The 22,992-nt window shown below is 53.2% G+C and carries 18 protein-coding genes; 14 read left to right on the forward strand and 4 right to left on the reverse strand.

The features are described 5' to 3' along the window. Nucleotides 1–3: 3 nt before the first annotated feature. Entirely contained in the window at nucleotides 4–1,071 is a 1,068-nt protein-coding gene (locus H8L32_RS04805) for an ABC transporter permease (RefSeq protein WP_186946022.1), read from the reverse strand. Then, the gene (locus H8L32_RS04810) at nucleotides 1,064–2,650 is read right to left on the reverse strand and encodes an ABC transporter ATP-binding protein (protein WP_408058809.1); all 1,587 of its coding nucleotides are present in this window, start codon (nucleotides 2,648–2,650) and stop codon (nucleotides 1,064–1,066) included. Before H8L32_RS04810 ends, H8L32_RS04805 begins: the two co-directional genes overlap by 8 nt. Nucleotides 2,651–2,973: 323 nt before the next feature. On the opposite strand from H8L32_RS04810, the gene H8L32_RS04815 reads away from it, so the two are divergent. The 10 genes from H8L32_RS04815 to H8L32_RS04860 all read left to right on the forward strand — a co-directional run bounded on the left by H8L32_RS04815 (nucleotide 2,974) and on the right by H8L32_RS04860 (nucleotide 16,377). Further along, nucleotides 2,974–3,795 carry an AraC family transcriptional regulator gene (locus tag H8L32_RS04815; RefSeq protein WP_186946023.1) on the forward strand — a complete coding sequence of 274 codons (822 nt, stop codon included), beginning with the start codon at nucleotides 2,974–2,976 and terminating at the stop codon, nucleotides 3,793–3,795. Nucleotides 3,796–3,880: 85 nt separating this feature from the next. Further along, the gene (locus H8L32_RS04820) at nucleotides 3,881–4,606 is read left to right on the forward strand and encodes an AzlC family ABC transporter permease (RefSeq protein WP_186946024.1); all 726 of its coding nucleotides are present in this window, start codon (nucleotides 3,881–3,883) and stop codon (nucleotides 4,604–4,606) included. Then, a complete protein-coding gene (locus H8L32_RS04825; RefSeq protein ID WP_186946025.1) occupies nucleotides 4,603–4,923 on the forward strand; it encodes an AzlD domain-containing protein in 321 nt (106 codons plus the stop codon). Before H8L32_RS04820 ends, H8L32_RS04825 begins: the two co-directional genes overlap by 4 nt. Nucleotides 4,924–5,083: 160 nt before the next feature. Then, nucleotides 5,084–6,229, forward strand: coding sequence for a serine hydrolase domain-containing protein (locus H8L32_RS04830; protein WP_186946026.1), 1,146 nt, complete (start codon nucleotides 5,084–5,086; stop codon nucleotides 6,227–6,229). 98 nt (nucleotides 6,230–6,327) lie between these two features. Next, nucleotides 6,328–7,755: a metallophosphoesterase family protein gene (locus H8L32_RS04835; protein WP_186946027.1), complete on the forward strand. Its 1,428-nt coding sequence runs from the start codon at nucleotides 6,328–6,330 to the stop codon at nucleotides 7,753–7,755. A 181-nt stretch (nucleotides 7,756–7,936) separates the two neighbouring features. After that, nucleotides 7,937–10,156 carry a TonB-dependent receptor gene (locus H8L32_RS04840; protein ID WP_186946028.1) on the forward strand — a complete coding sequence of 740 codons (2,220 nt, stop codon included), beginning with the start codon at nucleotides 7,937–7,939 and terminating at the stop codon, nucleotides 10,154–10,156. Between the two features lie 358 nt (nucleotides 10,157–10,514). Continuing rightward, entirely contained in the window at nucleotides 10,515–11,708 is a 1,194-nt protein-coding gene (locus H8L32_RS04845) for a hypothetical protein (protein ID WP_186946029.1), read from the forward strand. A gap of 13 nt (nucleotides 11,709–11,721) precedes the next feature. After that, a complete protein-coding gene (locus tag H8L32_RS04850; protein ID WP_230412059.1) occupies nucleotides 11,722–12,135 on the forward strand; it encodes a type 2 periplasmic-binding domain-containing protein in 414 nt (137 codons plus the stop codon). 398 nt (nucleotides 12,136–12,533) lie between these two features. Then, nucleotides 12,534–14,288: a methyl-accepting chemotaxis protein gene (locus H8L32_RS04855; protein WP_186946030.1), complete on the forward strand. Its 1,755-nt coding sequence runs from the start codon at nucleotides 12,534–12,536 to the stop codon at nucleotides 14,286–14,288. Between the two features lie 340 nt (nucleotides 14,289–14,628). After that, nucleotides 14,629–16,377 carry a methyl-accepting chemotaxis protein gene (locus H8L32_RS04860; RefSeq protein ID WP_186946031.1) on the forward strand — a complete coding sequence of 583 codons (1,749 nt, stop codon included), beginning with the start codon at nucleotides 14,629–14,631 and terminating at the stop codon, nucleotides 16,375–16,377. A gap of 97 nt (nucleotides 16,378–16,474) precedes the next feature. Here H8L32_RS04860 and H8L32_RS04865 read toward each other — a convergent pair whose 3' ends face one another. After that, a complete protein-coding gene (locus H8L32_RS04865) occupies nucleotides 16,475–17,053 on the reverse strand; it encodes an ATP-dependent Clp protease proteolytic subunit (RefSeq protein ID WP_186946032.1) in 579 nt (192 codons plus the stop codon). A gap of 58 nt (nucleotides 17,054–17,111) precedes the next feature. After that, the gene (locus tag H8L32_RS04870) at nucleotides 17,112–18,320 is read right to left on the reverse strand and encodes a M20 aminoacylase family protein (protein WP_186946033.1); all 1,209 of its coding nucleotides are present in this window, start codon (nucleotides 18,318–18,320) and stop codon (nucleotides 17,112–17,114) included. Nucleotides 18,321–18,810: 490 nt separating this feature from the next. On the opposite strand from H8L32_RS04870, the gene H8L32_RS04875 reads away from it, so the two are divergent. The 4 genes from H8L32_RS04875 to H8L32_RS04890 are packed head-to-tail and all read left to right on the forward strand — an operon-like array spanning nucleotide 18,811 to nucleotide 22,735. Beyond that, on the forward strand, nucleotides 18,811–19,788 hold the full coding sequence (locus H8L32_RS04875) for an ABC transporter permease (RefSeq protein WP_186946034.1): 978 nt from the start codon (nucleotides 18,811–18,813) through the stop codon (nucleotides 19,786–19,788). Between the two features lie 9 nt (nucleotides 19,789–19,797). After that, entirely contained in the window at nucleotides 19,798–20,709 is a 912-nt protein-coding gene (locus H8L32_RS04880) for an ABC transporter permease (protein ID WP_186946035.1), read from the forward strand. A gap of 12 nt (nucleotides 20,710–20,721) precedes the next feature. Then, entirely contained in the window at nucleotides 20,722–21,720 is a 999-nt protein-coding gene (locus tag H8L32_RS04885; protein WP_186946036.1) for an ABC transporter ATP-binding protein, read from the forward strand. Further along, nucleotides 21,713–22,735: an ABC transporter ATP-binding protein gene (locus H8L32_RS04890; RefSeq protein ID WP_186946037.1), complete on the forward strand. Its 1,023-nt coding sequence runs from the start codon at nucleotides 21,713–21,715 to the stop codon at nucleotides 22,733–22,735. Before H8L32_RS04885 ends, H8L32_RS04890 begins: the two co-directional genes overlap by 8 nt. Nucleotides 22,736–22,992: the final 257 nt, after the last annotated feature.

Below are 22,992 nucleotides of genomic sequence, written 5' to 3' on the forward strand. Positions count from 1 at the left end.
CGCTTATTTCTGCCAGCGAAGGCGGTAATTGATCAGGGTATCGCAGGCCAGCAGCAAAAACAGCAGCATGCCCTGGAACAGGCCGGTGATGGCGGACGGCAAACCAAGCCGCGATTGTGCCATCTCGCCGCCCAGATAAAACAGCGACAGCACCAGACCGCCAAAGATGGTGCCTATGGGATTCAGGCGACCGATGAAGGCGACGATGATGGCGGCAAAACCATAGCCGGGTGAAATTGAAGGCAAGACCTGGCCGATGGGGCCAGCCACTTCAAACGCGCCTGCCATGCCGGCGAAACCGCCAGAAATCAGCAGCGACAGCCACAAAGCCTTACGGCTGGAAAAACCGGCATAGCGGGCCGCCAGCGGTGCCAGCCCGCCCACGGTCAGGCGGTAGCCGGCAAAGCTGCGATACACAAAGACTGCCATCAGGCCACTGGCAATCAGCATGACGATAAAGCCGACATGCAGGCGACTGCCCTGGAACAGATGCGGCAATAAAAAATCGCTGGAAAACACCTTGGATTGCGGAAAATTCATGCCTCCCGGATCTTTCAGTGGGCCATTCACGGCATACATCAGCAGCAGTTGTGCAATGTAAGTCAGCATCAGCGACACCAGGATTTCATTTGCATTGAAACGGTCACGCAGCAGGGCGGTGATGCTGGACCACGCAGCACCACCGACTACCCCCGCACAAGTTGCCAGCAGCAAGACCATGCCGCCCGACAAACCTGGTGTGCCCGTATCAAAAAACAATATGGTGCTGCCAGCAGCCAGGCCACCGGCAATCAACTGGCCTTCGGCACCGATGTTCCAGACATTGGCGCGGTAACAGACGGAAAGACCCAGTGCGCACAGCACCAGCGGCGTGGTCTTCAGCAACAGTTCGGCAATGGCTGCCTTGCTGCGTATCGGTTCGATCAAAAATACCTGCAAGCCCGTTAAAGGGTTTTTACCCAGAGCCATGAACAGCAGGGCACCAAAGAAAATGGTCAGCAACAGTGCCAGTACCGGTGAAAAATAAGCCATGCTGCGCGAGCTGCCGGCGCGTAATTCCAGCTTAAGCATGTTCCCCTCCTTTGCGACGGCGGGTCTTGCCCAGCGATACGGTTTCGGCTGTTTCACCGTCTTCCCAAAGACCACTCATCCATAAGCCTATTTTTTCACGCGTGGCAGTGGGTGTGGCGATAGAGGGGGACAAACGTCCCTTGGCAATCACATGCATGCGGTTACACAGTTCAAACAGTTCATCCAGTTCTTCAGAAATGACCAGCACGGCGCAGCCAGCCTGTTTCAACTGGCGGATTTCTGCGTGGATCTGCGCTGCTGCACCCACATCCACGCCCCAGGTCGGCTGGGCGACGATAAAGACATCGGGCTGCCGGGTGATCTCGCGACCAACGATGAATTTTTGCAGATTGCCACCCGACAGGCTGCGCGCCAGCGCTGCCGGGCCAGATGCCTTGACGCGAAAGCGGCTGATGATATCTGCCGCTGCCTGCATGGTATGACGAAAATTGATCATGCCACGGCGTACGAATTGTCCATGCTGATGTGATAACAGCATATTGTTGGTGAGGCTCATTTCCGGCACGGCACCGCGGCCCAGTCTTTCTTCCGGCACCAGGCTCTGACCCAGGCTGCGTCGTGCTTCCGGCCCCAGGTTGCCGACCAGCTTGCCTTTCAACCGTATCATCCTGGCGTTGGCACGACGGTCCTCACCAGACAGGGCGGCCAGCAATTCTTGCTGGCCATTGCCGGATACCCCGGCGATGCCGACGATTTCACCGCCAAATACTTCCATGTCGATGTCATACAGTGCAGTCGCAAATGCATGGGCCTTGGGCAGGCTCAGGCCACTGAGTATCAGGCGTGATTCACCCAGTATGCATTCTGCGGTTTCTGTAGATGGTGGCAAGTCTTCACCTATCATCATGCGCGACAGGCTGGCAGCAGTTTCCTGTGCCGGATCGCAATGGCCGGTCACCTTGCCTGCGCGCATGACGGTGGCTGAATGACAGAGTTCGCGGATTTCATCGAGCTTGTGGCTGATGTACAGAATGCTGCATCCTTCGGCGGCAATCTGGCGCAGGGTCACAAACAGCTTTTGTACGGCTTGCGGCGTCAGCACCGAAGTTGGTTCGTCGAGTATCAATAATTGCGGTTTGGTCAGCAGGGCGCGCACGATTTCCACCCGCTGCCTTTCGCCGACTGACAGAGTGTGTACGTGGCGGTGCGGTTCCAGTTCCAGCCCATACCGGTCGCCGGTCTGGGCGATCTGTTCTGCCAGTTCCTGCATATTGATGCCCTTGTCCAGGCCGAGTGCAATGTTTTCGGCAACGGTCAGGGTATCGAACAGCGAAAAATGCTGGAAGACCATGGCAATGCCCAGCTTGCGCGCATCTTGCGGCGTAGCAATCCTGGTTTCTTCGCCATTCCAGCGCAGCGTACCGGCATCAGGTTTGACGGCACCGAAGATGATTTTCATCAGCGTTGACTTGCCTGCGCCATTTTCACCCAGCACCGCATGGATTTCACCCGGTGCCACCTGCAGATCAACCTGGTCATTGGCAATGACCGCAGGATAGCGTTTGGAGATGCCTTTCAGGTCGAGCCGGGGCAAGCTTGGCAGAGCAGCAGAATTCACTTTATCCTTTCGAAGCAAAGGCGAATAGTCAAGAGTAGAGAGTAAGCCTGTCGTTCAACATCATGTGAACATCATATGAACAGCATGGCTATCATTTGCATGACATTATAAGTGTGTCAACCGTACAAATTCAAAATCTCTGCGCCATTTACTGAACCAGCGTTGCGCGGTGATTTCGTGCAATCAGGTCACATGAGAAAAATTTCAGCTGGCCGAATGCGCAGTTTGTTTCCAAGCATCAGCCATGCCAGCCTGGTGTGGTCCGGCAATGAATGCCTGGTGCGTATAGAATGAAGCAGTTTAAAGCCCAGGCCTGATTTTCCATGCAACAGACCTTCCATGATGAAGCACGAATGTGGCGCAGCCCGCTCCTGCCGGATGCCGAATTGCTGACAGCAGAATATTTTGCCCAGGAATTTGCACCACACTGGCATGAAGGCTTTGCGATTCCTGTCATCCAGTCCGGTGCACAAACCTATCGTTACCGTGGTGCACGCTGTCTGGCGGCTGTAGGTTGTATTGCCGCCATCAACCCTGGTGAAGTGCATACCGGCGAACGGGCGACCGATCATGGCTGGGCTTACCGTGCCTTTTACCCATCGGTTGCCTGGATGCAGCAGTTATCGGCAGATATGGCTGGTACGCCCATGGGCATTCCGTGGTTGCCAGATGGGGTGATTGACGATGCCGAAGTGGCTGGTCATCTGGCAGTCGCCCATCGCCTGCTGGAAACGGCGGCTGACCCGCTGGCTGCCGAAAATGCACTGACCGCCGGTTTTGCCTTGCTGCTGTCGCGCTATGCCCGTACCCGGCCAGTCGTGCAATCCATTTCACCAGATGCCACCCGCGTGGAATTGATGAAGGCCAGGCTCAGTGAAAACCTGGACCAACCCATGAGCCTGAGCGATCTGGCGCGTGAAGTCGGTCTTTCCCCCTTTTATGCAGCACGCCTGTTTTCCCGTAGCATAGGGATGCCGCCCCACGCCTGGCGCAATCAGCTTAGGTTGAACCGTGCCCAGGGCTTATTGCGGCAAGGCTTGTCCGTGACGGATATTGCCAGCATGACCGGCTTTGCCGACCAAAGCCATTTCAACCGGCATTTTAAACGCGCTTTTGGCGTGGCACCGGGGCGCTGGCGGCTTTGAAAGCGCAAGATCGTACAAGCGCAAAATCTTTTGAAGGTGCATGATTTCACGTCCATGGTCATAAGCTTAGATAAGGATGTACTTCATGCCACGTTCTTCCCGACTCAGCCAATTTACAGCTGGCGTCCGCGATACCGTACCCATGCTGGTAGGCGCAGCTCCTTTTGGCATGATATTCGGCGCCTTGGTTGCCACGGCGCAATTGAGTGTCTGGCAGGGGCAGTTGATGTCGCTTACAGTCTTTGCCGGTTCCAGCCAGTTCATTGCCGTTGGCTTGATTGCCGGGCATGCCAGCATGTTGGTCATCTGGCTGGCGACCCTGATCGTGAATCTGCGCCATATGCTGTATGCGGCTTCACTGATGCCCTATGTACGCCATTTGCCACGCCGCTGGCGCTGGACTCTGGGATTTTTGCTGACGGATGAAACCTTTGCCGTGGTGGATCGCTATTACCGTGAACATCCCCATGCTAAAGACGGTCACTGGTACTTTTTTGGCTCGGGCCTGTCCATGTATGCCAACTGGCAGTGCTGGACGCTGATTGGCCTGTTGTTTGGTGCCATCTTTCCAAAATTGCAGACGCTGGGGCTTGATTTTGCCATGGTGGCAACTTTCATTGCCATTGTGGTACCACAGTTATACCGGCGACCGCATTTGCTGGCAGCCATTGTGGCAGGCAGCACAGCCTACGCATTCCAGAGTTTGCCTTATAAACTTGGTTTATTGCTTGCTGTCGTGGCAGGTGTGGGGACTGGCATGGTGTCGTCCAGATTCAGTACAAATAAGCAAAAAGAAGTGGAGCCAGCGTGAATGTCACTTTAACCATATTGGGCATGGCCGTTATTACTTTCCTGGTCAAGGCCCTGATCTTCATGCTGGGTGACCGCGTGATGTTTTCTGCCAATGTGCGCAAGGCGCTGGACTTTGTGCCTGTCACCGTGCTGACTGCCATCATTGTCCCCATGATACTGTCGCCGCACGGGCAAGAGCTGGAACTGAGCTGGCGCAACCCGCAACTGGTGGCTGCCTCTATCGCAGCCATGGTCTGCGCCGCAACACGGCATCAACTGGCCACCATCATCGTTGGCTTGCTGGTATTTTTCAGTTGGCAATACATGCTTGGCTGATGAAAGTTTTTTGTTCAAGGCCATGTTCACGGGCTGGCAAGGTTTGATACGAGCTTTGATACAAGGTTTGATCCGTACGTGCTGCGTAGTAAGATAGCTGTTTTTTGATGTCCGCACAGTTCAGGCTATGACTTACGATTTCAGCAAGGTAAATGCAGCAATGCAAAAGTATGTGGACAGGGAAATCCTGGCCGGTGTGTCGACTGCCGTTCTGGTCGGGCGTGAACTGGTGCACCAGCATTGCACTGGCTGGGCAGACCGCGAAAGCCAGACGGCCATGCGCGATGACCATTTGTTTCGCGTGTTTTCCAATACCAAGCTGATTACTTCGATGGCAGTATTGCTCTTGATGGAAGAGGGCAAACTGGAGCTGGATCAGCCCGCCGAAGAGTTTTTGCCGCAACTGGCACAGCGCCAGGTATTGAAACCCGGTGCCACCAGTCTGGATGACACCGAACCGGCCCACAGCAAGATCACCGTCAGGCAATTGCTGAACCATACCTCCGGACTCAGTTATGGCCTGCTGGATCACGGCACGCTGATGTACAAGACCTACAATGAAAAACGGGTACTGAATGCCTTCACCAGCCTGGCAGACATGATGGATGTGCTGGCCGGGCTGCCGTTGAGCTTTCATCCAGGTACCGCCTGGGAATATTCCATCGCCACCGATGTGCTGGCACGGCTGGTGGAAGTGGTCAGTGGCATGAGTTTTGACCGCTTCCTGCAATTGCGCATACTCAATCCCCTGGCCATGCATGACACCAGTTTTGTCGTGCCCGAACACAAACACGATCGGCTGGCGTCTTACTATGCCGGTACTGACCCGCAAAATATCCTGCAACGTGGTTTGCGCAAGCTCGACAAGTCACCTTATCCGGGTGCCTTTGTCACGCCTGTGGCGCGCCTGTCTGGCGGTGGGGGACTGGTATCCAGCATCCAGGACATGCTGGCCCTGATGCGCAGTTTCATGCCGGATGGCGATACTTTGCTGCAAGCCTCGACCATCAGGCTGATGATGCAGAATCAGTTGCCAGCAGGGACAGGGATTGCTTTTCCCGGTGTCGGTGCCGTGCCGGGCAAGGGATTTGGTCTGGGAGGCGCAGTGACGCTACAGCCTTCTTCAATCGACTCGCCAGCCGCAACTGGTGAGTTTGAATGGGGCGGCATTGCCGGTACACACTGGTGGATATCGCCACGCCACAATATTGCCGGTGTGCTCATGACGCAAAGGCTGATGAGTTTCTGGCACCCATTTTCATTTGATTTCAAACGCCTGACGTATGAGGCGCTGGGCAAGGTGTAAAACACGGCTAAAAAACGCAGGGCGGGCATTCATCATGCCGACATGATGTTGCGCTAAGCTGGACGGCAAGAACGATATGAATCATGGGAGAGAAAATAATGAACTTCAATATGACGCAAAGACTGCACATGATTGCCAGTCTGGCAGCGGCCAGCCTGCTGGCTGCGTGTAGCACCGTGCCCACGCAAAACGAACAGGCTGGCAAATTGCAGGCTGCATGGGTGGTACTGGGTGAAAATGGTCAGGCGATTGCCCGTGCCGTCACGACCGATACTACTTGCCCGGCCCTGATACAGGATGGCATGGCACAGCCCATGCAGATACGTGCCGCTGCTGCGACCCTGCCAGTGCGCAAGACTGCCAGTAAGCCGGAAGAGAGCAAGGCATCTGCTTTCCCCGTGTTGACCTGTGATGCGGCTTTGCCAGCAAACACCAAAACCGCCAGTATCGCTGGTCGTGATTTGCCTTTGCCGAAACAGGTGACACAAAAAATTGTGGTGATCGGTGATACGGGTTGTCGTTTGAAATCGAATGACAATTACTTCCAGTCCTGCAATGACAGTGAAAAATGGGCTTTCCGCCAGATGGTGGAAACCGCTGCACGCTTCAAGCCTGACCTGGTGGTGCATGTCGGTGACTACCATTATCGCGAAAATCCCTGCCCGGAAGGTAATAAGGAATGTGCCGGCAGCCCCTGGGGTTACGGTTGGGATGCCTGGCAGGCGGATTTCTTTTCCCCTGCAACGGCATTGCTGAAAACCGCACCCTGGATAGTCGTGCGTGGCAATCATGAATCCTGTGCACGTGCCGGGCAGGGCTGGTGGCGTCTGATGGATCCGCGCCCTTTACAGGCAGGCCGTGACTGCATCGCCGAACAGAATGACCTGGGTGGCGATTACAGTGCCCCCTATGCCGTACCTTTGGGACGTGTCGGTAGCGAGCAGGCACAATTCATCGTCTTTGATTCTGCCAAAGTACCCAATAAGCCGCTGGCAAAAACCGATGCCGCTTATCAGTTGTATATGGAACAATTCAAGGCAGTCAACAAGCTGGCAGACAGCGCCGACTTCAATCTCTTTATCGATCATCATCCAGTACTGGGTTTTGCTGCCGAATCGAAAAAAGGAGGTGAAATGAAAATTTATCCAGGCAATCTTGCCATGCAAGACATCATGCAAACACTGAACAGTACCCGCCTGTTTCCATCCAGGGTGCAGGCTACACTGGCTGGCCACGTGCATTTGTTTGAAGCACTGACCTTCAGCAGCGATCATCCGGTGCAGTTTGTATCAGGTAATGGTGGTTCGTCGCTTGATACAGCCTTGTCAACTCCGCTGGAAGCCAATGCCACACCGTATACCGAAGCCAGGCTTGATCATTTCAGCAATTCCAATGACGTTGGTTTCATGACCATGGAGCGTGAACAGCAAAGCTGGAAAGTCCAGGCCTGGAACAAGCAGGGCAAGCTGATCACTGAATGCCGCATGCAGGGCAAGAAAACCGAATGCAAGGCCATGCCGAAATAAATCATATGCATGATTTGGGATAATTGCCGGATTAATTATTTCCATAGAGAAAAAACGGAGCGAGATGCTCCGTTTTTTTGTTGTAGTGTCACAAAACCGTCATCTGCATTACACGCTCCTGTCACACGGTCTTTCTACACTTGCGGGCTTTCTACCCACCAAGTTCACTGGAAGGCAAATGATGAATCGCAAGCAACAACAGTTCTCCATGCAGGTCATGACAGCCCAGGTTTTACTGGCACTCAGTTGCATGGCGCAACACAGCGCACAGGCACAGACCACCAATGCAACGCCGGAAACTGCGTCGGAATCTTCTTCTGCACTGGATGCAGATGCGATCAAATCCAGAGTGGTGATTACTGGTAATGCCGTTGGTAACCGCGCTCCGGTGCAGACCTCACTGAAAGCCACCCAGCCTCAGTCTGTCATTACCGCCACCTTCATAGAACAATCCGTGACGCCACTGGCTGACTTCAATGCCGTGGCGCGGATTGCACCCAGCATAGGTTCCGGCGTTTCTGCGAATGGTCCTGGCCTGGCAGAAAGCAAGGTCACGCTGCGCGGTTTTCAGGATGGTGAATACAATATGACGTATGACGGTATTCCGTTTGGCGATACCAATAATCCCACCCATCATTCGACTTCCTATTTCCCGGCACGCATTATCGGCGGCATGGTGATAGAACGCGGCCCGGGCAATGCCAGCAATCTGGGACAGGCAACATTTGGCGGCTCCATCAATCTGTTTTCCAAAGAGTTGTCGCATGATTTCAATTTCACACCGTATGCAACTTTTGGTTCGTGGAATACCAAGATGCTGGGCGTACAACTGGATAGCGGCATCTCTTCCCATTTTGGTGATACCCGTTTCATGTTCAATGGCTCGCGTCTGACGACCGATGGCTACCTGACGTATAGCGGTGTTACAGAAGATAATTACCAGTTCAAGCTGCAGCGCAGTCTGGGCAAGGACACGGTGATTACCGTGTTTTCCACCTATAACAAAATCACCAGTTATACACCGGACAAAGGCGGTGTAACCTTGAGCCAGGTTGCCCAGTTCGGAAAAAACTATGCGCTGAACAATGACCCGACCAGCCAGAATTATTTCGGCTACAACTTCAATAACAAGAGCACCGATTTCGACTATATACGCCTGCAATCCAGACTGGCTGGCTGGAACATCGACAATACGGTCTACACCTATTCCTATACCAATGACACTTACTCTGGCCAGGATGCCAGTGGCGCAACGGCAAACGGCACCAAGTCCGGCATCACCGGCAACAAGAATGTACCTGGTTATAACAAGTTGAATGCCTATCGTGTCAATGGCGATATCTTCAAGGTGACCAATCAGTTTGACGCTGGGCTGCTGCGTGCCGGCGTCTGGCTGGAAAGCGCGAACACCAATCGCCATACCTATGACCTGGACTGGACACTGGGCGTGCCCAATCCCAAAGAATCCACCGCACCAAAGAATGTATCGTATGACCAGCGTTCATCCTGGAAGCAGTACCAGCCTTTCGTTGAATTTGAATGGGCACCCATGGCTGACTGGACCATCACACCTGGCCTGAAATACATGCACTTCAAGCGTGCGCTGGATGCGACTGTGAATCAGACCACCCGCATTCCGACGACGGCAGAACAGACCTATACCTCAACCCTGCCTTTTCTGACGGCGAATTACAGCATCAACAAGGAATGGTCTACCTATGCCCAGGTTGCCAGGGGTTTCCTGGTACCGGATCTGTCCATGTTTTATGTGAATAACCCTGGCCTGAGCACACCCAAGCCACAGACTTCCACCAATTACCAGTTGGGCACCGTCCATCAGTCACGCAACCTGACACTGGATGCCGATGTCTACTACATCGACTTCGACAACAAGATTGCTTCTACCGGCACCGGCAATGACCTGGTGTATTACAACCAGGGCGGCGTGGTCTACAAGGGCGTGGAAGCGGCAGTGACGTATTACGTTGGCAGTGGTTTCTCTGTGCATGCAAATGCATCACTGAATAGCGCCAAAGCCAAGGACACCGGCTTGCAGGTGGCCAAGGCACCAGACAGCACTTCTGCTTTCGGCGTGCTGTATAAAGCCAACGGTCTGTATGGTTCGCTGATTGCCAAGACTACCGGCACCCAGTATGCGAAAGATGGTGAACCAGCCGCGTATAAAATTCCTTCTTATACAACGGCAGATCTGACCCTGGGTTATCGCTGGAAGACACCGGCTGCGATGGTTAAAAATATCAAGCTGCAGATGGGCATCAACAATCTTTTCGACAAGCAGGATGTGACTTCGGTATCTGCCAATAGCAAGGGTGTAGCCTTCGATCAGTACACCTTCCAACCGGCGCGCAGCTGGAATTTTTCTTTGAGTGCAGACTTCTAAAGAGTGCACATAAAGACGCAACTAAAGACGCAAAAAAAACGCACCAAATTGACAACGGCACGCCTCAAAAGCGTGCCGTTTTTTATTTTTTGCCATGATAAATGTCGGCATTTCGCCACGATATTTGCAAGAAATGGTCAAATCCTGCATCGCAAGTTACCTGATCACCTAATTTGAAATGGCTGATCAAAATTTCTATTTCCAGCAGGAATCTCCTAGCAAGCGCGCAAAAATCTCGCACGCAACAGATGCGGTTCCATATTTTTCAGTAAAGATATTTTGGCATTTTAGCGAGGAAGTAGTCTAAATTTGCCTCCCAAATAAAAAGTTACAATGCGGAAACTTTCAAGGAGATAGCATGAAATTGAAACCTTTTATCACTTTATTGGCGATGACATCAGCAGTGTCCGCCGCCTGGGCAGACGATACTTCCCCGATCACCATCAGCGGATTCGGTACTGCGGCACTGACACGTAGCAATACATCCGACGCAGAATTTGCCCGCCCTAATCAACTCGCTGGTGTCACCAGCAGCGCCAAGACAGGTGTTGATTCCAACTTCGGCATACAGGCCACGGCAAAAATGAATGACTGGCTGTCCTTCACTGGCCAGGGTCTGGTGCGTAAAAATGTCACGGACAATTTTGGTGCAGAACTGACCTGGGCATTTGCCAAAGCCAAGGTCAATGACAATCTGAATCTGCGTGTCGGTCGTATCGGTTTGCCGGTCTACATGATTTCGGATTATCGCAATGTTGGCTATGCCAACACCATGTTGCGCCCACCGATAGAAATGTATTCGCAAGTTACGCTGGAAAGCGTGGACGGTGTGGATGCCGTCTACCAGACCAATCTGGGTGAAACTGCGATCACCGCACAACTGGCCTATGGCGTGACTGATGCAGAACAGCGTGGCAACTTTACTGCCAAGTTCAAGAACGTATCAGGCATCAATATTGTTGCTGAAAATGGTCCTTTCACTTTCCGTTTTGGCCGCGTTGATACCAAGGTCACAGTGGACAATTCAAGCAACCTGAATACCCTGGTGAGTGGTTTGACCAAGTTCGGTTTCAAATCTGCGGCAGACGCCATTGCGGTCAGCGATACCAAGGCTTCATTTACCTCTTTGGGCCTGGGTGTGGACTGGAAGAGTTTTGTGGTTCAGGCTGAATATGGCAAACGCAAATCTGCCAGTCTGTCGATAGCCAACACTACATCCTGGTACACCATGTTTGGTTACCGCATGGGCAGTTTCCTGCCTTACGTCGTACATGCATCGGCCACACAGGATAGCGCGCGTACCGTCGCCGGCTTGCCTGCTTCCGGCCCCCTGCTGCCGTACACCCTGGGTGCAAATGGCCTGGCATCAGCATCACCGATACAGACCAGCAACAGCGTAGGCGTGCGTTGGGATTTTTATAAATCGGCTGCACTGAAACTGCAACTCGACCGTATGTCACCAGACAATGGACCAGGCGTATTCGTTAACGCCAAACCAGGTTTCAAGGGACCGGTCACCGTGTTTGCAGCAGCAGTTGATTTCGTATTTTGATGGAGGAAGCGCGATGAGTAAGTATGGAAAACAAATATTGATCGCTGCGGCAATGCTGGTCAGCATGGGGTCCACCATGGCAGGTGAAATTGTGGTGGTGGTCAACCCGCAAAATCCGGCAACAGCCATGACAGCCGCGCAGGCTTCACAATTCTTCCTGGGTAAATCAGCCATGTTCACACCGGTGGACCAGTCTGAAAATGCACCTATCCGCGCAGAGTTTTACAAGAAGGCGGCTGAGAAGGATTTGTCCGAAGTAAAAAGTATCTGGTCAAAACTGGTGTTTACCGGCAAGGGTACCGCACCAAAAGAAGTGCATTCAAATGCAGAAGTGAAAAAAGCAGTGGCAGCCAATCCTACCGGTATTGGTTATATCGACAAGTCAGCTGTCGATGCGACTGTCAAGGTTGTGACGACTTTGCCCTGATCTGTAGAAACAGGTGTTTGACAAAAAGAAAGCTGCCAGTCAGCTTTCTTTTTTTTTTGCCTTGTCGATTTTTACAACACTGCCCCTTGTCTCATTCATGCTTGATCAAGGGTGAAACCTGGCTGATCAGGAATGATCGTCGCGTCAAGGTTGCACTGATCTTTCAGAAATTTGCATTCTGCAACAATTCCAACTACAACTACGTATATAGTCAAACTATCCTGCCGCATTTTCTGTTGTCTGATCTGATGTTCTTTGCATGGACGATGATCATGTCACTCTCTTTTTTTTTCAGCCTGCACCATAAATGGGCGCTGATTCTTTCCCGGTTCTGTATGTGTTGATTTTGTTGAATTTTCGTTTCTTCATGCATTGATGGATTTTTCAAAGGAATGATGATGAGCATGTTCTATAACCTGAGAATTTCAGCCAAGCTGTTCGTCGGCTTCGGTTTCCTTTTACTGCTGACAGTTTTTCTTGGCGTCTTTTCCATCGTCATGCTGGCCAGAGTGAACCAGAATGCTTATGAACTGGGAACTAACTGGATGCCGAGTGTGAATGCAGCAATGGGTATCAAGGAAAGGGTATCGCGCATACGCTCGCAGGAAGCGCAGATGGTTTCGGCAGAAAATCCAGAAGAAGTGGACAAATACCTGGCCCGTACCAAAGAAGCAATTACAGGTCTGAGGGAAAATGAAGCCGACTATGCCCGTCTGATTTCTGATCCGGAAGAAAAAAAACAGTTTGATGAATACAGCAAATCCATGACCGCCTATTTGCAGATCACCGACAAATTGGCCGCACTTGCACGCGAAGGCAATGGCAAGGACGCGCTGGCACTGATGCGTACCGATTCATCCAAAATCAATACCAGGGTAAGGGAGCTGGTGGACAGGATGGTCAAAATCAATGTCGATGGCGGGGTGAATGCCTACAAGTCAGGCATAGAGTCATATCAGACATCGCGCATACTGATTATTTCTGTACTGGTCGTCAGCATCTTGCTGGGTATGGTGCTGGCCTATGCGATTGCACGCATTGTGTCGCGCCCCTTGCAGGATGCACTCAAAGTCGCGCAGACCGTTGCTTCCGGTGACCTGACCAGTCGTATCGAGGTAGCTACGAAGGATGAAACTGGCCTGTTGCTACAGGCCCTGAAAGAAATGAATCAAAGCCTGTTGCAGGTCGTCACCGAAGTACGTCAGGGCACGGATGAAATTGCCGCCGCTTCTACCGAAATTGCCAATGGCAATATGGACCTGTCCAACCGTACTGAAAACCAGGCCAGTTCACTGGAAGAGACCGCATCGTCGATGGAAGAGATTACCTCTACCATCCAACACAATAGTGATAATGCGCGTCAGGCCAATCAGCTATCCCATTCAGCTTCGGCAGTGGCGCAAAAGGGTGGGGATGTGGTGTCGCAGGTGGTGGATACCATGGGTTCCATCAATGCTTCATCGAAAAAAATCGTCGATATCATTGCTGTCATCGATGGCATTGCCTTCCAGACCAATATCCTGGCACTGAATGCGGCGGTGGAAGCAGCGCGGGCAGGCGAGCAGGGACGTGGTTTTGCCGTCGTGGCATCTGAAGTGCGTAACCTGGCGCAACGCTCGGCCAGTGCGGCCAAGGAAATCAAGGAACTGATTAATGACTCGGTAGAAAAAGTCGGTGAGGGCACGCGTCTGGTCGACCAGGCTGGTTCCACCATGAAAGAAGTGGTGGAAAGCGTCAAACGTGTGAGTGACATCATCAGCGAAATTACAGCGGCAGGTGCCGAACAAAGCTCGGGCATACAGCAAATCAATGAAGCGGTGACGCAGATGGACCAGATGACCCAGCAAAATGCTGCTCTGGTAGAACAGGCTGCGGCGGCTGCCGGTGCCTTGCAGGATCAGGCAGCCAATCTCAGTCGTGTGGTCAGTGTGTTCAAACTCGAACAGTCTGGTGACCACGCCCGGTCAGCCCTTAGCCGGCCTCTCGCATCAAAGACACCAAAGGCAAGCAGCACGGTGCGTGCACTGCCCAAGCCGGTAACAAAACCTGCGGCGAGGGCCAGCGCGGCCAGTCGCCCATCCAGCCCCAAGTCCAATGCTGGCAGGAAAGAGCCGGTGACAGCCGGATCCAATGACGACTGGGAAGAGTTTTAGGACGGCCAGTCAGGAGGGCCGCTCCAGGCACGGCCAGTCCAGGCGCAGTCAGTTGGCACTACAAACAACGGCAATCCTCAGCTGATGCAGCGGATTGCCTGATGCTATTTCAGCTGTGCGACACGTCAGTGCCAGTTTCAGCATGTCAGTGGCGTCGCCAGCCTTGCCCATTTTTTTCAGACTTCCTCCGGCTTGACGTGTCAATTGTGCCAATTGCGCCAATTTGCATCAGATATTTGATTTTTGTAAAAATATCAACTAAAACAAAGTAAGCAGTTCATCTGTCCCGCCTCAACTTTCCACTTAATGCATCGTGTCGTTCTTTTTTTGAGGACTCGCCATGAAATTGTTTTACGACCTGAGGATTTCAGCCAAGCTGTTCGTTGGTTTTATTTTGTTGCTGATATTGACTGCCTTTCTCGGCAGTTTTTCGATCTTCCAGTTATCTCGTGTCAATGAGACTGCACTGGAACTGGGCACGAACTGGATGCCCAGCGTGAATGCTGCCATGGGTATCAAGGAAAGGATCTCACGCCTGCGTACCCAGGAAATGCAGATCGTGTTGTCGGCAGGTGATGCAGAGAACCTCAAAAAATATGAAAAGCGCTGGCAAGACTATGTAGCCGAGTTGAAGAAGTACGAGAGTGACTATGCCAAACTGATCAATTCCAATGATGAGCTAAAAGACTTTGCAGAATACGGCAAGCTGTGGAACCTGTATGCGGTCGAAGCCAAAAAACTGACGGAGCAGGCCAGAGCAGGCAATATGGATGAAGCCCGCAAGACCCTGCGTGGCGAATCCTCCAGACTGAATGCGGAAATACTCAAACTGGCAGACAAAATGGTACAGATCAATTCAAATGGTGGTATCGCTGCCTATCAATTGGGGGAAGCCATTTATTCCCATTCCAGAGCCCTGATACTGGGCTTGATCCTGGTCACCATCGCACTGGGTTTGTTACTGGCTTACTGGATAGCCAGGGTGGTGGCGCTGCCCTTGCAGGAGGCAGTCAGAGTGGCTAAAACAGTAGCATCCGGTGACCTGACCAGTGATATCGAAGTCAAAACCAAGGATGAAACAGGTGAGTTATTGCAGGCATTGAAAGAGATGAACGGCAATTTGCTGTCCGTTGTCAGCGAAGTGCGCACCGGTACTGACCTGATAGCGACGGCATCAACAGAAATTGCCAATGGCAATATGGACTTGTCAGCCCGTACCGAAAGCCAGGCCGGTTCACTGGAAGAAACTGCTTCGTCGATGGAAGAACTGACATCGACAGTCAAACAAAACAGTGACAATGCACGTCAGGCCAATCAGTTATCCCATTCAGCCTCGGCGGTAGCGCAAAAGGGTGGTGACGTGGTATCGCAGGTGGTGGATACCATGGGTTCTATCAATGCTTCATCGAAAAAAATCGTCGATATCATCGCTGTCATCGATGGCATTGCCTTCCAGACCAATATCCTGGCATTGAATGCAGCAGTGGAAGCAGCGCGGGCAGGCGAGCAGGGCCGCGGTTTTGCCGTCGTGGCATCTGAAGTGCGCAACCTGGCGCAACGCTCGGCCAGTGCCGCCAAGGAAATCAAGGAACTGATCAATGACTCGGTAGAAAAAGTCGATCAGGGTACACGTCTGGTCGACCAGGCTGGTTCCACCATGAAAGAAGTGGTGGAAAGCGTCAAACGTGTGAGTGACATCATCAGCGAAATCACGGCAGCGGGGTCAGAACAAAGTTCTGGCATAGACCAGATCAACACCGCGATCATACAGATGGATCATGTTACCCAGCAAAATGCCGCACTGGTGGAAGAGGCCGCTGCTGCTGCTGCAGCCTTGCAGGAACAGGCTGCCAATCTGAGCCAGGTCGTGAGTATTTTCAAGCTGGATCATTCCGGCAATCAGCCCCGGCAAGCCGCTGCCATGGCCCGCGTCGCGTCGTCAGCGCTGAAACCCGCAGTCCGCACCCGCCCATCCACTGTAGCGAATACCGCTGGTGTTGGACGGAAAGAGGCGCTGCTTAGTGGTAGTGACCGCGAGAGTGGTCGTGATCGTGGTCACGGTAAGCAACATGAATGGGAAGAGTTTTAGATGGCATAAAAAAACGATCCGCATGTCAGACATGCGGATCGTTCTTTGTCGTTCAGGCAGAACCAGTCTGCCTGGTGTAGCAAGTAGTCAGCTAAATTCAGCTCAATTCCGTCTGTTTGACGATAATGCGTGAAACCAGACCGTATTCGCTGGCTTCGGTAGCACTCATCCAGTAATCACGGTCGATATCGGCAGTGACTTTTTCCAGAGTCTGGCCAGATTCTTTGGCGATCAGGGCGGCGATGCGTTCGCGTACCTTGACGATTTCACGTGCCTGGATGGCGATATCAGTTGCCTGGCCACCGCAACCACCACTAGGCTGATGAATCAGAAAGCGTGTGTTCGGTAGGCAGACGCGGCGTTCTTTAGGTACGGACAGGAAGACATTCACTGCAGCACTACCCACCCAGCCGGTACCCACCATGTTGACCGGTGCATCGATGAACTTGACGATGTCATGGATGACATCACCGGATTCAACGTGACCGCCCGGGGACGAGACCAGGATGGTGATCGGGTCTTTTGATTCTGCTGCCAGGGCGATCAGGCGCTTGCTGACTTCTGCAGCCAGTTTGTCGTTGATGGTGCCAAATACCAGCACGGTACGGGATTTAAAGGCCTTTTCTTCAAGAAAAGGGCTACGTTGCACATCGTTGTTGTCTTTGTCGTCGGCCATGGAAGTCTTAAGTTGTGTTGGGCTTGAATGATTCGTTAATAATAATGATTCTGGTGGACTAAATGGCTGCCTGAGTCGCTTTTTTCAAGTGGGCTTCGGCCAGTCTGACCCAATAAGTTGCACCTATGGGTAGCAAATCGTCATTGAAGTCATAGCTGGGGTTGTGCAGATTGCAAGGTCCCAGGCCGTGACCCATGTCGCGGTGATCGCCATCGCCATTGCCAATAAAGGCATAGCAGCCCGGTTTGGCTTGCAGCATGAAGGCAAAATCTTCAGCGCCCATGGTGGGTTCTACCTGGGCGTCAACATTATCATTGCCTACCACGCTGCGCATGACTTCGGCTGCGAAAGCGGTTTCTTTGGCATGGTTGATCAGTGGCGGGTAATTGCGTTTGAACTGAAAATCTACCTGGGCATCAAACGCCGCTGCTGTGTGTTCGGCAATGGCCTTCATGCGTTTTTCTATCAGATCGATCATGGCGGTGCTGAACGCACGCACCGTGCCTATCAGCGTGGCATCGTCAGGGATGACGTTGGTGGCACTGCCCGAATGGATCTGTGTCACCGACAATACCGCCGATTCCAGCGGGCTGGCATTGCGGCTGACGATGGTTTGCCAGCTCTGGGCGATCTGTATCGCCACGATAATCGGGTCTATGCCCTTGTGTGGCTGGGCCGCATGGGCACCTTTGCCCCTGACCACGACTTCAAATTCATTCGATGACGCCATCATGGGGCCAGCGGTGACACCAAAGGTGCCGACTGCGACGCCAGGCCAGTTATGCATGCCAAACACGGCATCCATGGGGTATTTGTCGAACAGGCCATCTTCTATCATGCGGCGGGCACCGCCACCGCCTTCTTCGGCAGGCTGGAAAATCAGGTAGACGGTGCCGTCAAAGTCCTTGTATTGCGACAGATAACGCGCTGCACCCAGCAGCATGGCGGTATGGCCATCATGCCCGCAGGCATGCATTTTTCCTGCATGTTGCGAGGTATGGGCAAAGGTATTGATTTCCTGCATGGGCAGGGCATCCATGTCGGCCCGCAAGCCTATAGCACGTTCGCTGTTGCCATTCTTTAATATGCCCAGCACGCCGGTGCCGCCCAAACCGCGCACCACCGGGATACCCCAGGCTTGCAGTTTTTGCGCCACCACTTCGGAAGTCCGGTGTTCTTCATAGCACAGCTCGGGATGCGCATGAATATCACGTCGGATTTGCTGAATTTCAGCATGGAATTGCACTATGGGATCGATCAGTTTCATAATTGTCTCCGTATTGCGTATTGTCGCCATGGACAGGCGTATGGTCGGGAATACACAAACTATTCTTGTCAGGATATCATCCCGTTGATGAAAAAGCCTAGCCAGGACCCGATTCAGGGGTCTTTCAGGGGTCTGTTTGCATGTCTTTCTCCGTACAGAGAAAGATACCAGATTCCATGCAGGCTGGCAGGCACAGACCGCATATCCATACTACGAAAATGGGTTTGCCTGCCTGATCACAGTGGTAGTAGCATTCACGGTTGCAGGCAAGAACGCCGGGTGACACGATGTCATGGCAAAGCCTGTAAAATCCTGCAAAACATGCAAGCCACCTTCTCCCCATTTAGATGAATTATCGAAGACCAGGAAAGAATACAAACCAGCAATGAAGAAGATATCCAGCTATCAGAGTCCGACCCGGACAGTGCATGCGGCAATCGCTATGCGCCCGCAGTTGCAGTTGCATTTGCACGCAGAGCAGGTCTGACCGATGCTGGTGTTTATCCTGCGCCGCCTGCTGCAAAGCCTGGCTGTCTTGCTGGTAATGTCACTGCTGGTGTTTGCCGGTGTGTATGCGATAGGCAATCCGATTGACGTGCTGATCAGCCCGGACGCGGATCAGATCGAACGCGCGCGCATTATCGCCGCCTTTGGCCTGGACCAGAGTTTGCCGCAACAATACTGGCTGTTCCTGCGCAATGCCCTGGCTGGTGACATGGGGCAGTCTTTTGCCCATGCCACACCGGCACTGGTGCTGATACTGGAACGTATGCCGGCGACGTTGGAACTTGCCGTGCTTGCGATCCTGATTTCCATCCTGCTGGGTATACCATTGGGATTGCTGGCGGGTTTGCGACCTGACAGCCTGGCTGGCAAAAGCATCATGGCTATTTCCATACTCGGGTTTTCGCTGCCTACCTTTTGGGTGGGACTGATGATGATCATGGTATTTGCCGTGCAACTGGGCTGGCTGCCTTCCAGCGGGCGCGGTGAAACTGTGCTGTTGTTGGGGGTGCCGGTCAGTTTCCTGAGCGTCGATGGCCTTAAACATCTGCTCTTGCCCGCCCTGAACCTGGCCCTGTTCAATATTGCCATGGTGATACGCCTGACACGATCTGGCGCGCAAGAAGCCTTGCTGCAGGACTATGTACGCTTTGCCCGCGCCAAGGGCTTGCGCAACAGCCGCATTATCGGCGTGCATGTGCTTAAAAACATCCTGATACCGATAGTGACGGTGATTGCCCTGCAGTTCGGCTCCATCATTGCCTTTGCGATTGTGACTGAATCGGTGTTTGCCTGGCCCGGCATGGGCAAGCTGATTATTGATTCCATACGGGTACTGGACCGGCCTGTCATCGTCGCTTATCTGTTACTGATCGTCAGCCTGTTCATCCTTATCAATCTGGTGGTGGACGTACTGTATTCCTTGCTGGACCCGCGTGTGCGCCTGTCCGATAACCAGGCCTGAAGCTCCCCCATGACATCCAACAGCCAGCCATCTGCCCCCACTGCCGACACACCATTGCGACGTTTTCTGCACGATTTTTTTGCCAGTCGCATCGCTGCCCTGGGCAGCCTGGTGCTCTTGCTGCTGGTATTGGTGGCCCTGTTTGCGCCGCTGATATCGCCACAAAATCCGTATGACCTGATGGCACTCGATGTCATGGATTCACGACTGGAACCGGGTAAACCATCTTCCGACGGCAAACATATTTTTTTACTCGGTACCGATGAACAGGGACGTGACATGCTGTCGGCGATTTTTTATGGTCTGCGGATTTCCCTCATCGTTGGTTTTTCCAGCACCGTGATTGCGCTCTTCATTGGTCTTGGCCTGGGTTTGCTGGCCGGTTATAAAGGGGGGAGGGTGGAAGTGCTGATCATGCGTGTCGCGGATATACAGTTATCCTTTCCTTCTATCCTGATCGCACTGATCTTGCTGGCCCTGACCGGGCAGGGTGTGAGCAAGATCATTCTGGCGCTGGTACTGGTGCAGTGGGCTTATTATGCGCGCACGGCACGCAGTGCAGCACTGGTAGAGCGACGCAAGGAATATATAGAGGCCGCGGTTGGTCTGGGCCTGTCGCCAGCCCGCATCATCTGGCGTCATTTATTACCGAACTGCCTGCCTCCATTGATCGTGATTGCGGCCTTGCAGGTGGCTTCGGCCATTTCGCTGGAAGCGACCCTGTCTTTCCTGGGGCTGGGTTTGCCGGTGACTGAACCTTCGCTGGGTTTGTTGATTGCCAATGGCTTCCAATATCTGCTGTCGGGTAAATACTGGATCAGTTTTTTCCCCGGCCTGGCCTTGTTGTTGACGGTGGTGTCCATCAATCTGGTGGCGGATCATTTGCGCGATGTACTTAACCCGCGCTTGCAGACGCAATAGATGGGACACACGATGACAATTGCGACACTGGAAGTACAAAATCTGCAGACGGAATTCGCCAGCCGCGCCGGTACGGTCACGGCGGTGAATAATGTCAGCTTCAGCGTGCAGCCCGGACAAATCATGGGTCTGGTCGGTGAATCCGGTTCTGGCAAATCCATGACTGCCTGTTCCATCATGGGCCTGATCGACCCGCCCGGCAAAGTCACGGCAGGCAAGGTCTTGTTCAAGGGACAGGATTTGCGTGGGCTATCGGCAGAAGCCATGCGGCAAATCCGGGGCAACCGCATTGCCATGATTTTCCAGGACCCGATGATGACCCTGAACCCGGTCTTGCGCGTCGATACCCAGATGATGGAAACCATCTTTGCCCATCAGCAGGTCAGCCGCGAAAAAGCGCGCGAAATGGCACGTGCCGCCCTGGTCAAGGTCGGTATCCCATCACCAGATGAAAGGTTGCTGGCGTATCCGCACCAGTTTTCTGGTGGCATGCGGCAAAGGGTGGCAATTGCCATTGCGCTCCTGAACGCACCAGAACTGATTATTTGCGATGAACCGACTACCGCACTGGATGTCACCATACAGGGACAGATACTGTATGAAATGCAGAAACTGTGCAGAGAATCTGGTACCGCCCTGATCTGGATTACCCATGATTTGTCAGTGGTTGCCGGCCTGGCGGATACTGTCAGCGTCATGTATGCCGGCAAGATCGTCGAAAGCGGCAGCGTCAGCCAGGTGCTGGAACAACCGCTGCATCCTTACACGCATGGCCTGATTGCTTCTTCACCCTCGCGTAACCAGCATGGACAGACCTTGCGCCAGATACCGGGTGCTACTCCTTCCCTGTTGAATCTGCCATCTGGCTGTGCTTTTCGCAATCGCTGCGAGCGCGCCACCACCGCCTGCGAGCAGGTGCCACCTGTGCAGCATCTTGATGGGCGCAGCCTGCTGTGCTTTCATCCCATGAACCCTACGGACAGTGTGACAGTTGGAGTGGTAGATGTCTGAAATAAAGCTATCCATGCCAGGCGACGGCACGCCCTTGCTTGAAATGCGCGTCGTCAGCAAGCGTTTTACCAAATCCGTGGATCTGAGCGACAGGCTGGCGCAATGGCTGGGGGCTGCGGCAGCGCCCGACATCGTGCATGCCGTGGACGATGTTGATCTGTCCCTGCATGCCGGCGAAGTGCTGGGCCTGGTTGGTGAATCCGGCTGTGGCAAATCGACGCTGGGACGTATGGCTGTGGGCCTGCATGGCTTGTCTGATGGCACGCGCTGGTGGCGTGGACAGAACCTGGCCCTGGCGGACAAGGCTACTCAACAGCAAATGAAGCTGGCCATGCAGATGATATTTCAAGACCCGTATGCCTCGCTGAATCCGCGCATGCGTGTGCTCGACATCGTCGGTGAGGCACCGGTGGTGCATGGCCTGATCAAGTCGGCAGAGCAAACGGATTATGTAGAACAGCTATTGCAAAGAGTGGGGCTGGACCCGGCGGTATTACGACGCTTCCCGCATCAGTTTTCGGGCGGTCAGCGTGCCCGTGTCGGCATTGCCCGTGCATTGGCCGTGAAGCCGGAGCTACTGGTCTGCGATGAAGCCGTGGCCGCACTCGATGTATCAATACAGGCACAGGTGCTGAACCTGTTCATACGCCTGCGTGATGAGCTCAAGCTGACTTATCTGTTCATCAGTCATGATCTGGGTGTGGTCAGGCATGTGTCTGACCGGGTCGCCATCATGTATCTGGGGCGTATCGTGGAATCTGCACCGACATCAGAAATCTTTGGACATGCCAATCACCCTTATACCCAGGCTTTGCTGGCGTCCGCCCCGAAGCTGGAAGTGCGCAAGATAGACTTTGTCGCCATCAAGGGCGAAATCCCGTCACCCCTGCATCCTCCTGCCGGTTGCCATTTTCATCCACGTTGTCCGCATGCCATGCCCAGGTGCGCAGTCGAAAAACCGCAACTGAAAGAGATTGCACCGCTGCATTTCTCCGCCTGTCATTTGAATACCTGAATTGCCTGTTTTGTCTGAAGAATGGGGATGAACTTCAGGCATGTCCATGGGGCGGCAGCATATTCTGCATGGCTAAGAAGCGTTAGCTGATGGATTTTGTCTGATATTTGCATCAGTGATGATGGGTATACAAAAAATAAAGGAGATTTATTTGCTGCACTGCGATAAAGTAGTACCTGTCTCCTCCAACACCTCCTAAGGTTTGGATTTAACCCGCAACCGCAAGGTCGCGGGTTTTTTTTTGCCCTTTTACATTT

Origin of the sequence: Undibacterium hunanense (assembly GCF_014284335.1) — a bacterium.
GTDB lineage: Bacteria > Pseudomonadota > Gammaproteobacteria > Burkholderiales > Burkholderiaceae_D > Undibacterium > Undibacterium hunanense.

What these genes read in the sequence shown, in the direction of transcription:
- H8L32_RS04805 (WP_186946022.1), bottom strand. Translation starts at nt 1,071, where the DNA reads ATGCTTAAGCTGGAATTACGCGCCGGCAGCTCGCGCAGCATGGCTTAT.
- H8L32_RS04815 (WP_186946023.1), top strand. Translation starts at nt 2,974, where the DNA reads ATGCAACAGACCTTCCATGATGAAGCACGAATGTGGCGCAGCCCGCTC.
- H8L32_RS04820 (WP_186946024.1), top strand. Translation starts at nt 3,881, where the DNA reads ATGCCACGTTCTTCCCGACTCAGCCAATTTACAGCTGGCGTCCGCGAT.
- H8L32_RS04830 (WP_186946026.1), top strand. Translation starts at nt 5,084, where the DNA reads ATGCAAAAGTATGTGGACAGGGAAATCCTGGCCGGTGTGTCGACTGCC.
- H8L32_RS04835 (WP_186946027.1), top strand. Translation starts at nt 6,328, where the DNA reads ATGAACTTCAATATGACGCAAAGACTGCACATGATTGCCAGTCTGGCA.
- H8L32_RS04840 (WP_186946028.1), top strand. Translation starts at nt 7,937, where the DNA reads ATGAATCGCAAGCAACAACAGTTCTCCATGCAGGTCATGACAGCCCAG.
- H8L32_RS04845 (WP_186946029.1), top strand. Translation starts at nt 10,515, where the DNA reads ATGAAATTGAAACCTTTTATCACTTTATTGGCGATGACATCAGCAGTG.
- H8L32_RS04850 (WP_230412059.1), top strand. Translation starts at nt 11,722, where the DNA reads ATGAGTAAGTATGGAAAACAAATATTGATCGCTGCGGCAATGCTGGTC.
- H8L32_RS04855 (WP_186946030.1), top strand. Translation starts at nt 12,534, where the DNA reads ATGAGCATGTTCTATAACCTGAGAATTTCAGCCAAGCTGTTCGTCGGC.
- H8L32_RS04860 (WP_186946031.1), top strand. Translation starts at nt 14,629, where the DNA reads ATGAAATTGTTTTACGACCTGAGGATTTCAGCCAAGCTGTTCGTTGGT.
- H8L32_RS04865 (WP_186946032.1), bottom strand. Translation starts at nt 17,053, where the DNA reads ATGGCCGACGACAAAGACAACAACGATGTGCAACGTAGCCCTTTTCTT.
- H8L32_RS04870 (WP_186946033.1), bottom strand. Translation starts at nt 18,320, where the DNA reads ATGAAACTGATCGATCCCATAGTGCAATTCCATGCTGAAATTCAGCAA.
- H8L32_RS04875 (WP_186946034.1), top strand. Translation starts at nt 18,811, where the DNA reads ATGCTGGTGTTTATCCTGCGCCGCCTGCTGCAAAGCCTGGCTGTCTTG.
- H8L32_RS04880 (WP_186946035.1), top strand. Translation starts at nt 19,798, where the DNA reads ATGACATCCAACAGCCAGCCATCTGCCCCCACTGCCGACACACCATTG.
- H8L32_RS04885 (WP_186946036.1), top strand. Translation starts at nt 20,722, where the DNA reads ATGACAATTGCGACACTGGAAGTACAAAATCTGCAGACGGAATTCGCC.
- H8L32_RS04890 (WP_186946037.1), top strand. Translation starts at nt 21,713, where the DNA reads ATGTCTGAAATAAAGCTATCCATGCCAGGCGACGGCACGCCCTTGCTT.